The following is a 10,334-nucleotide window of genomic DNA, read 5'->3' on the forward strand; positions in this document are numbered from 1 at the left end:
TCGAGCAGGTCGGTGTCAGACGGTCAGCGCATACATGACGATGTTGACGCCGAACTTGGTGTTGTCCTGCGCGAGAAAGCGCTTGTTGCGCCAGTCGTAATCCCATTCGCACCCGTAATCCTTGTTGCTGTAGAGCAGGCCGAGCCGGCCATCGATGGTGATGCCCTTGAGATAATCATGGACGAGGTCGTCCCCCCAGCCGTTCAGCTCGAACGTCGTCGCCGGCGGGCCGGTGAATTTGAAGAAGCTCGTGTAGATCGGATGCTTCGGCGGCAGCTTCTGCAGCGCGCGGGGACCGAAGATCTTGGTCATCTGGCGTTCGAAGGACTGCGCGAACAGGCCGTCGATATCGTGATTGCAATCGTCGACCAGCACGAAGCCGCCGCTGCGGACATAGCGTTCGAAGTTGCGCCGTTCGTCGGCCGAAAAATCGACCAGCTTGTGTCCGGCCATGTAGCAGAATGGCGCGGTCAGCATTTTCGGGTCCGCGAGCGCGACGACCCGTTCCTTCGGGTCGACGCGCAGGTTTGTGTAATCGATCAGCGAGGTGATGATGTTGGACGGCATCCGCTGGTCGACATCCCAGTCGCCCGATTGATAGCGGAGGCGCGTGAACCAGAAATCATAGGCGCCGGCGGCGGTCGCTGCGCGCGGGAGCACCGCGCTGGCAAGGCCCGCACCCATCAGGCTGAGGAAGTCCTGGCGCGTCATCATGCCGCGCGGTCCGGCCGTATCACGCCACCACCCCGGCCGTTGCCGGAGTGGTGCAGTCGAGGGCCGGGTAGGATCAAACCGCGTCCGACAGCGAGGTGAAGGTGAAGTCGCGTAGTTTCATCGGCGGGATCATCATCACCAGCGAACTCTCGTCGCCCGCCACGCGAACCGGTTTGCCGAGCTCGTCGATGTTGTTGAGCATGATCACCGGGCTCTCGTTGAAGCGGAAGTTCTTCACCGGATATTTGATCTCGCCATTCTCGATGTAGAACGTCCCGTCGCGCGTCAGGCCGGTCAGCAGCACCGTCTGCGGATCGACCATGCGGATATACCAAGTGCGCGACACCAGAATCCCGCGCTCGGTGCCGCGGATCAGATCGGCGGTCGACTTGGTGCCGCCCGCCATCAGCAGATTGCCCGGCGATCCGACTGCGCGCTTGCCCTGCTTCTGTGCCCAGTAGCGCGAATAGTTGAGGTTGACGATCTTGCCGTCCTTGATGATCGGCATCGCCTCGCGCGGGAGACCCTCGTCGTCCCACGGCAGCACCGCGGCGCCGGGTGCCCAGGGGTCGGCGGTGAAGTTGACGCGCGGATCATAGACCTGCTCACCGACCTTGTTGCCGCCGCCCTTCTTCGACAGGAAGCTGCGCCCTTCGTCCGCCTGGCGTGCATCGAAGAAGTTCATCATGAAGCTGATGAGCCCCGCCGCTGCCGCGGGTTCGAGGATGACGGTGTATTTGCCAGGTTCCAGCGCGCGCGCGTCGACTGAAGCCGAGGCCTTGCGGATGCCGGTGCGGATATCGGTGGAGGCGCTGAACGCGGACGAGTCCTGCAGGCTGCGGCCGACCCAGCCCGAGCCGCGACCATCCTCGGAGCGGACCGTGCACGTGTAATCCATCGACGACGCGCGCTGGTAGCCGAAATTGCCCTTGGAATTGGCGAACGCGACATAGCTCTGGCCGTCCTGCAGGAAGCCGGCGGCAATCAGTTTCTCGGCCTTGCACGCGGTGATCGAATCGCCGGCCACCTTCGCGCGATATTCCGGATCGATCGCGGCGGTCGCGGCGCTGAACGTCGGCGACGGCTTGTAGACCTGCTTGGCGACGGCGGGCACGAACTCGGGGTTCTCGGGCGCGAGCCGGGCGAGGTCTTCGGCGCGGCGTACGGCGCGTTCGAGCGAGGCGTCGTCGAACTGGTTGATCGTCGCGGTGCCGACGCGCTTGCCGAACGCGACCTGCACGGCGAGATCCGAATTGGTGATCACGCCGCTGGTCGAGATGTTGTTCAGCGCAAACCGGATGTTGCCGTCGATCGAACCCGTCAGCTGCGCGGTGCATTCGTCGGCCTTCGACAGCGCGACGACCTTGGTGAGGATGGCGCGCGCCTGCTCTTCGGTGAGGATGCTCATGACCTGTATCTCCTATCAGCCGAGCGAGCGGGCGGTGTTGATGACGTTGATGCCGTTGAAGCGCGCGGTCGAGGAGCCGTGGCTCACCGTCGACACCTGGCTCGGCTGGCCCTTGCCGTCGAAGAACGAGCCACCCATCCGGTAGTCGCTGGCGTCGCACACGCCGACGCACGCGTTCCAGAATTCCGGGGTGCGGATCTGGTAGGCGACGTCCTCGATCTGCTGCGTGATCTTGCCGTTCTTGATCTCGTAGAACAGCTGCCCGCCGAACTGCGCGTTGTAGCGCTGCTGGTCGATCGAGAAGCTGCCGTCGCCGATGATGTAGATGCCGTTCTCGACACCGCCGATCATGTCGGCGACGCTTTGCTTCTTCTTGCCGGCTTCAAGGCTGACGTTGGGCATGCGCTGGAACTGCACGCTGGCCCAGTTGTCGGCATAGCAGCACCCGTCCGAGGCGGACTTGCCGAGGATGTGCGCCTGATCGCGGATCGCCTCCAGGTCGACGAGCTTGCCGTCGCGGATCAGATCCCATTTCTTGGTCTTCACGCCCTCGTCGTCGAAACCGACCGCGCCGAGGCTGCCATATTGCGTCTTGTCGGCGACGATCGAGACCTCGGGGCTGCCATATTGGTAGCGCTGTTTGACCTTGTCGAGCGTCACGAACGAGGTGCCCGCATAGTTGGCTTCGTAGCCGAGCACGCGGTCGAGCTCGAGCGGGTGGCCGACCGATTCATGGATCGTCAGCCACGTGTGCGAAGGATCGAGGACCAGGTCGTATTTGCCGGGCTTGACGGTCGGTGCCTTCAGCTTGGCCTGCGCCTGCTTGGCGGCGGCGATCGCGTCTTCCTTCATGTCGTAGGACAGGCCGTAGTTCACGACTCCGTTGGGCGACACGAACTTGCCCGAGGCGGCACCGTCGAGATACTCGAACCCCATCCCCATCGGAGCGGACAGGCCTTCGCGGGTGCGGAACTTGCCGGTCGCCTTGTCGATCGCGGTGACGGTCAGCGGCGCCCAGATGCGATGGACGTCCTGGTCGATGTACGATCCGTCGGTCGAGGCGAAATATTTCTGCTCGTTGACCAGGAACAGGATCGAATTGACGAAGCTCGCGCCTGCGTCCGTTGCAGCGGCATTGACGCCGAGCAGCAGGTCGACCTTCTCCTTCAGCGGCACCGCCATCGCGTTCTTCTTGACGGGGGTGCGCCACGACACCTCGCCGACGCCGGGCGTCGGCGCCAGCTGGACCGGTGCGGTCTGCGACTTGGCGTTGGCCTTGGCGATCGCGGTGGCGAGCTTGGCGGCGTTGGCGACCGCATCGACGGTCATCTCGTTGGTGGCGGAGAAGCCCCAGGCACCGTTGGCGATGACGCGGACGCCGACCCCCGTCGATTCGGTGCTGACGACGTTCTCGACGTTCTTTTCACGGGTGATGACGAACTGGCGAAGGTACCGGCCGACGCGAACGTCGCAATAGCTCGCCCCGGCGCTCTTGGCGGCATTCAGCGCGGCATCGGCGAGGCGCTTCTTCACGGCGACGTCGATAGTGGAGACCAGCTCCTCGGCAGCGATCGCGCGCCCGAGAAAGCCCGGCAGCACGCCGCCGCCCAATGCCAAGCCACTTGCGGCTAGGAAATCCCGTCTATGCAACGCCGTTCCCCCAATATTGCCCGCGAGTGTCCTCTGCGTGGCATTGTCCCTTATCCCGGTGACGACGATCGCGTTTCGATCGTAACCTGTCCGACGAGTGGATCATCGCGCGCGTTTCGCCATCCGTCAACACGGTGTTTTACCGAACTGCTACAGTCGGCGTGGCGATCCTGCTCGGCCGAAAACACCCCGTCCGCGACGGTAGCGCGTTTGCAAAAAGACTGTCCCTTGACGCTTTGTCGGTGCTCCCGATCCTTGATCCAATCAGGCCCGATCCTCGCCCGCTAACCCATCCGCTCGCGCGCGACCTTCTCCAGGACCGTCAGCGGCATCGCGCCCATCGTCAGCACGCGGTGGAACTGCTTCGGGTCCCAATCGGCGCCGGCCTTCGTCTTCGCTTCATCGCGCAGGCGGACCCAGACGGTATGACCGATCTTGTAGCTGCAGGCCTGTCCCGGCCAGACCGTGTAGCGGTCGATCTCGCCCTGGCTGCGCCCCCGGGCGATGCCGGTGGTGGCGATCAAATAGTCCGTCGCCTTCTCCCGGCTCCAGCGCTTGGCGTGCATGCCCGAATCGACCACCAGGCGCGTGGCGCGAAACAGCAGCGACTGGAGATAGCCGACCTGGCCGAGCGGGTTTCCATCGTACACGCCCATCTCGTCGGCAAGCTGTTCGGCGTAGAGCGCCCAGCCTTCGGAATAGCCGGAATAGAAGCCGCGGCGGCGGATGAGCGGGATGTCCTGGCTTTCCAGCGCCGACATGACCTGGAGATGATGGCCCGGAATCGCTTCGTGATAGCTCAGCGTCGCCAAGCCGAACTTGGGTCGGTCGAACGTATCGCGCAGGTTGATGAAGTAGATCGCCGATCGCGACCCGTCGAGCGAGGCGGACTGATAATAGCCACCCGGCGCGCCGGCCTGGATCGCCTCTGGAACGCGGCGAACCTCGACCGGCGCCTTGGGCAGAACCGCGAACTGCTCGGGCAGGCGCTTCGCCATCGCCGCGATCTGCGCACGGAGCTGCTCTAGCAACGCCTCGCGACCCGCATCGGTGTTGGGATAGAGCTGGTCGGGCCGCTTGTTGAGCGCGACCAGACGCTCGCCGACGCTCCCTTGCGTCAGGCCCTGCGTCTTCAGGATGCCGTCGATGCGCGCGCCGATTTCCGCGACCTGCGACAGGCCCAGCTTGTGGATCTCGTCTCCGGTCAGTTCCACCGTGGTCGCGGCACTCGCCGCGGCGGCGTAATACGCGTCGCCGTCCGGCAGGCGCCAGACGCCCGCGTCGTGCGTCGCCTTGCCGCGCAATTCGGTCACCAGCGCGCGCTGCCGATCGAGCGCGGGAAACACCCGTTCGCGCATCAGTGCCGCGACCGCCTGGCCGCGCTCGGGCGGCAAACCGGCTGCCTTCAGCTTGGCGGCCAGGTCGGTCGCCGGGCCGGTCAGGTCGGGCGCCTTGTCTCGCACCGACGCCAGCTGTTTCAACGTGGTGTCGAGGATATAGTCCGGCGCGAACACGCCCTTTCCGGCATCCTCGCGCTGGCGCTCGGTTTCGGCATCGATCGCGCCGGCAAAAGCTGCCACGCGGGCGACATAGGCATCCGCGTCGGCGGCGCTTTTCACGGCATGCTGGTTGGCCAGGAAGTCGGGAACGTCGCGATAGGCGCCGCTCAACTGGGTCAGCACATAGGGCGCGTACCGACCCGCACTGGCACCGTAAGCGAAGCGCTGCCCCGCGATCATGCGGTCCAGGCTATACTGGACGACGTCGTAATCGATCTTTGCCGCGTCGCCCAGCGCTTCGCGCGACACCGTCTTCAGCGCAGCCAGTTCGGTCTTCGCCCGCGCGAACTGGCGCAACTCGCCGGCGCGCGAGGCATCGCCGAGCTTTGATTTAAGTCCGATCCGCGCGCCGGTGTCGAGACCGAGCGAGGTCGCCTGTTCCGGGCTGTCGTCCAGCCGGGCGTAAAAGAACCTGTCGAGCAAAGCGCGCAGTTTCGCGTCGTCGCGACCGATCGCGGCCCGCGCGATCGCTGGCAGGGCCATCAGGGCGGAGGCAAGGCCGGCGGACGTGATAAAGTGGCGACGATGCATGAACGCTCCAGACCGAAAAAATACGCGCGCCAGTGGCGGTACATCCAAGGTTTGAAGGCCTTGAGCGGTTTTGTCGAGCATGCCCGGGGACGAGCCCGTCAAACCAGATGCACCGACCGGTAATCCGACGCGGATAGGGCGAGCGAATTCCCGTCCGCGCAAGCCCTCAGTCCGTTTCGCTACTTCGACCCGTCGCCTGCGGTGATCCGGCTGGTGGTGCAGGATGTCGCAGGACAGGACTCATGGACCGACGTCGATCGCCCCGGCCTCTGCACGCCGCGCCGAGGCTTTGGAGAAGCCGAGCCGTTCCGCGATCGGATCGTTCCACCCATAGGGGTCGGTGCGAAATGCCACCGCGCCGTCGTCGCCCACATAGACGTTGTGATAGAGAAGCCGGACCGGGATGCGCGTCGGCAACGGGACGAAGGTCGTCTCGCCCGTCGCCTGCGCGGTTTGCCAGGCGTCGACGACCCCTTGGTCTTCCGCCAGCATCTGCGCGAAACCCAGTGCGTCCTCGACCCGTACGCAACCATGACTGAGGTGCCGTTGGCTGCGCTCGAACAACGCCGGCGCCGATGTGTCATGCAGGTAGATCGCCTGGTCGTTCGCCATGTCGAACTTGACGAGGCCGAGCGCATTGTCGGTCCCCGGTTGCTGGACGATCCAGCCGTCCTTCAAAACCATGTTGTGCGCCAGCAGATAGTCTTCGCCGACGTTCGCCATCTCGCCGTTCTGGATCGATTTCGGCACGGTCCAGGTTGGATTGGCAACGAGCCTGAAGATCGGGGATGAAAGTGCCGGGGTCTCATGCCCTGGCTCGCCGACCACGACCTTGCGCGAGTCCCTCAACGCGCCATCGCGGTAGTACCGAAGCTGTGCCGCGGCGGTGTTGACGTCGATCCTGGTCGCGGGGGACGTACGTGCCAGCCAGCGGCGCCGTTCGAGCGCGACTGCAAGCGAACGGGCACGATCCCCGGCGCCGAGATTCAGCACTTTCAGCGTTTCCGGACCCACCACACCATCCGCGGCGATACCATAGTCTGTCTGCAAGCCCTTCAGCGCATCGGCGACAGCCTGGGTGTAGAGCAGGGGTGTGGGGTATCGGGATGGCGGCACCTGCACCGTGTCGACGGCCGCGCCGTTTGCCACGAGATATCCGCTCTCCGTCAGTTGATCGACAATGGCCGGTACCCGCTCATCCCTGTCGCCGACCCTGATGACGCCCCCCGATAGCGTCGGGGCAGCCCCTTCGCGTGATGCAGCCTGGCTGAAGTTGCGATACGCGTCGGACAACGCACGATATTCCGCGTCCTGCGGTGCCAGCGACTCAAACCATTCGGTCAAACTTCCCGCCTCAAGTGCGGCCCCGAGACCAGCCGGGACGTCCGTTTTCGGGCGGGGAAGGGTATAAACCTCGTACAGCGACGCGGGATCGACACGGCCATTGGCAAGCGCGTCCGCATAATCGAGCGCGGCCTGCGAAAGCGCGACATCCGCTTTTGCCGCGTCTACATCTTCGGGATTGGCGACCTCGAACGAAAGGCGATCGAGGCCATGGCGGCTTCGATCAGCGAGCGCCGCCTCAAAAGCCGCGATATTATCTGCGGACCATAACGCCCGCCATTTTGCCTTGGCGTACAGCGTCCGAAGCTTGGTGTTGGCGACCTCCTGTTCGGGGATCACGACAGCGGTGTCCGCCGGTTGACCTGCCCGACTTGGAGGGGCCGGACTTGCCGCAGCGGGACTTGCAGGGACGTCTTGAGCGTGAACTGGTGCATTCGCCAGCGTGAGTAGCAAGGGTAGCGTCCGTAAGCTTTTTGTCTTGAACGGCATTTTCTATGAACGAGCGAACACGCAATGTGGCTCAGTGCAAAACGCACCACCTTTGTAATTCACGCGCCAAGGTTTGCATCTGGGTTCGCTGTCGAGCGACGGCGAGATACCGAAACAGCGCGGGCAGCACCGATGCTTACGTCGACGAAGCCGTATGTGCATAGGAACCTGCTCCACCTCGATGCCACCATGGCGGCGCTCGTCCGCAACGGATTGTCGTACCGAGTGAACCGTTCATCGGATCGTCATCGTTTGGCGTCCATCTCGACACACCTCGGTCCAGCCGAAGTCGGCGGGTCGGCCAGCTGGCCGTCCGTGTTTGTGGGAGTAACGTGTGCGTTCGATATCGGGAAAAGTGCTCGCCTTGGGCCTGTTGCTGCCAGCGTGCAGCGTGAACGTCGTGCCGGACCAGAACGCGACGTCCGCCGTCGACACAACGGCCATGCCCGCTCAGTGGAACGACACGACTAAGGGGCAATTGCGCAAGGCCATCGACGCACGCGCGGCGCATGGTCTCGATCATATCGATTTTGGTGCAGCCTCCGGACCGACCGTCGATTTCACCCGGCAGGCGCTGCGTTTTGCAACTGCTCTCGCTCGCGGCGCGACGGATCCGACCAAGCTTTATGAAGTCTATACCGTGCCGCGACCGGAACCCGATCTCAAGGCAGGATTGGCGGGCGCGCTGCGGGCAGGCGACCTGACCGGGTGGTTGGACAGCCTTGCTCCACGCGATGCCAACTACAGCAAGTTGTCGGAGGCCTACCTCAAGCTGAGACAACAGCCGGGGGCACCGACCGCAGACATTTTGGGCACTGGCAAGGCGATCGAACCTGGCGCCACGGACCCGCGCCTGCCGGCAATCGCGCGTGAATTAGCCATCCTGGAATATCTCGATATCGATGCCGTGCGGGGCGATCGATACGAGCCGGCGATAGTCGCGGCGGTGCGTCGGATGCAGGCGGATTACGCGATGAAGCCCGACGGCATCATCGGCAGCGAGGCGCTCGCCATCCTCAACATGTCGGATGTCGATCGATCGCGGGCGATCGCAGTCGCGATGGAGCGATTGCGGTGGCTGGAACGCACGCCTCCGGCAACGCGCATCGACGTCAACCTGGCTGCGGCGCAGCTCACCTATTGGAAAGACGGCAATATCTTCGACAGGCGCAAGGTCATCGTCGGCGAGCCGGATACGGAGACTCCCCAACTGGGCTCGCCGATCTTCAGACTGGTGGCCAACCCGACCTGGACGATACCCCGTTCGATCCAGAAAAAGGAGATCGCCAAGAAGGGGGCAGGGTATCTCAAGGCGAATAATATGGTCTGGAAAGATGGCTGGATCGTGCAGCAACCCGGTCCGAAAAATTCGCTCGGCCTGGTGAAGTTCGACATGCAGAACGACCATGCGATCTACCTGCACGACACGCCCGCCAAATCGGTGTTCGGCATGGTGCAGCGTCAGCGTAGCCACGGCTGTGTCCGTGTCGACGACGCGCTCGGCTTCGCCGAAATGCTGGCGAAGGACGGGGACGTGCTGGAGCAATGGCATCAGGCGCGGGCGACGGGCAAGGAGACGTTCGTCAAGCTGCCGCGGCAGATTCCCGTTCGTATGTTGTACCAGACGGTGTTGTTCGACGACGCGGGCGAACCGATCATACGAAACGACCCCTATGGATGGGACGACCGCGTTGGATCGGCTCTGGGGTTCAAGGCAGGCAAGGCGCTCCGCGTCCAAAGCGGCGCTGCCGACGTCGGTCCTTAAGGGTCGCATGCGTAAAAGTGCGAAACCCGATTAGCGCCGACTATCGCGCATCGTGAACGAGGTGACGAGAAAATCAGCGATCGGACCGCTGGCGGATCCGCTGGCGAGATGCTGCATCTGCGCGTGCCTCCCGCCAGCATGATTTCAGCTACCCGCGGTTATGCGACCGCGACCTTCGTACGGGTCGCGCTGTGGCCGCCCGAGCGGTACAGGATGTCCGCTGCGGCATCGGGGCTGACGCTTGCCGCGCCGGTATCGACCGACACGAATACGCCACCCTCGTTGATGCGGCCTTCGTAATAGCTGGCATCGACGCGGCTGACGCCGTGGTCGGTCATCACCTTTTCCAGGCCACCGATAGCGCCGCCAAGCGCTGCGCCGGTGACCGCCGCGGCCGGGATCGCCGCCGATGCGATTGCCCCGGCGGCCACCAAGGGCCCGACGCCGGGAATTGCGAGCGCAGCGATACCGAGCAGCGTGCCGATACCCGCGCCGGCTGCAACCTTGCCGACGAACTCCTGCGTGTCGCCGTTGCCGTCGGTCGTGGTGTTCTTGCCGTCGTGTTGGGCGACGATGGAGATGGCGCTGTCGGAAACGCCTGCGCTGCGAAGCTCGGACACGGCACGCTCTGCGTCGGCGTGGTTATCGAATACGGCGGATACCAGGTTCGTGCTCATCATCAATCCAGTCGAGGACAGGGGTTGCAGATGAACCTATAAGATGCGGCGCAATGCTATCGTTCCGGATAATCTAGGTTACTGAACCGCCCCGGGTCTGCCGGAGGCCTTGGGTTGTGAGTCACGCCGCCATATCGATGTTGTCTGCGGCAGCATAATATTGGTGTTCGGCTTCGGCAGGCGGGATGTTGCCGATA

Annotated in this window: 7 protein-coding genes; 1 reads left to right on the forward strand and 6 read right to left on the reverse strand. The window is 64.0% G+C overall.

The annotated features are described in order from the left end of the window. Nucleotides 1-15: 15 nt before the first annotated feature. From U1737_RS19010 to U1737_RS19030, 5 genes are all read right to left on the reverse strand, one after another. Entirely contained in the window at nucleotides 16-714 is a 699-nt protein-coding gene (locus U1737_RS19010; RefSeq protein ID WP_332797868.1) for a DUF4159 domain-containing protein, read from the reverse strand. A gap of 73 nt (nucleotides 715-787) precedes the next feature. Beyond that, on the reverse strand, nucleotides 788-2,122 hold the full coding sequence (locus U1737_RS19015) for a TldD/PmbA family protein (RefSeq protein WP_332797869.1): 1,335 nt from the start codon (nucleotides 2,120-2,122) through the stop codon (nucleotides 788-790). A 15-nt stretch (nucleotides 2,123-2,137) separates the two neighbouring features. Beyond that, nucleotides 2,138-3,772 carry a TldD/PmbA family protein gene (locus U1737_RS19020; protein WP_248523619.1) on the reverse strand — a complete coding sequence of 545 codons (1,635 nt, stop codon included), beginning with the start codon at nucleotides 3,770-3,772 and terminating at the stop codon, nucleotides 2,138-2,140. A gap of 284 nt (nucleotides 3,773-4,056) precedes the next feature. Further along, complete coding sequence (locus U1737_RS19025) at nucleotides 4,057-5,862, reverse strand: DUF885 domain-containing protein (RefSeq protein ID WP_248523618.1); 1,806 nt, start codon at nucleotides 5,860-5,862, stop codon at nucleotides 4,057-4,059. A gap of 240 nt (nucleotides 5,863-6,102) precedes the next feature. Then, nucleotides 6,103-7,545, reverse strand: a complete 1,443-nt coding sequence (locus U1737_RS19030) for a L,D-transpeptidase family protein (protein WP_332797870.1) — start codon at nucleotides 7,543-7,545, stop codon at nucleotides 6,103-6,105. A 484-nt stretch (nucleotides 7,546-8,029) separates the two neighbouring features. On the opposite strand from U1737_RS19030, the gene U1737_RS19035 reads away from it, so the two are divergent. Further along, nucleotides 8,030-9,460 carry a L,D-transpeptidase family protein gene (locus U1737_RS19035; protein WP_332797871.1) on the forward strand — a complete coding sequence of 477 codons (1,431 nt, stop codon included), beginning with the start codon at nucleotides 8,030-8,032 and terminating at the stop codon, nucleotides 9,458-9,460. Nucleotides 9,461-9,618: 158 nt separating this feature from the next. Here the strand turns inward: U1737_RS19035 and U1737_RS19040 are convergent, their stop codons facing one another. Continuing rightward, complete coding sequence (locus U1737_RS19040; protein WP_332797872.1) at nucleotides 9,619-10,137, reverse strand: general stress protein; 519 nt, start codon at nucleotides 10,135-10,137, stop codon at nucleotides 9,619-9,621. Between the last annotated feature and the right edge of the window lie 197 nt (nucleotides 10,138-10,334).

Origin of the sequence: Sphingomonas fucosidasi (genome assembly GCF_036663855.1) — a bacterium.
GTDB lineage: Bacteria > Pseudomonadota > Alphaproteobacteria > Sphingomonadales > Sphingomonadaceae > Sphingomonas > Sphingomonas faeni_B.